Origin of the sequence: Paramesorhizobium salinisoli, assembly GCF_003335045.1 — a bacterium.
Lineage (GTDB): Bacteria > Pseudomonadota > Alphaproteobacteria > Rhizobiales > Rhizobiaceae > Paramesorhizobium > Paramesorhizobium salinisoli.
On record NZ_QOZG01000144.1, the window covers coordinates 1 to 274 of the forward strand.

Sequence of the window (274 nt, forward strand, 5' to 3'; positions counted from 1 at the left end):
GGAGCGTGCCGATATCCGGCGTGGTTCCGGCGCTGGCCTTCACGGTTGCCGTAGCCGTGCCGGAGCCGGTGTATTCGATGCTGGTGACGGTCTTGCCGTCGGCGCCCGTGGTGGTCGGCGACGGGCCAATGGAGACGCCGGTGACCGGGGGATCGATCGTCCAGGTGACGGGTTGCGTGCCGATCGACTGGCCGTCCGCCGTCCGATAGGTCGCCTGCACCAGATGCGGCGTGTTCGCCGTCACGGGATCGCCGTCCAGCGAAATCACCGAAAG

At 68.2% G+C, this 274-nt stretch carries 1 protein-coding gene; it reads right to left on the reverse strand.

Annotation, left to right across the window (positions count from 1 at the left end):
* Positions 1 to 274 (reverse strand): hypothetical protein (locus DUT91_RS26025; RefSeq protein ID WP_160113735.1); only part of this gene is annotated, 274 nt, incomplete at both ends.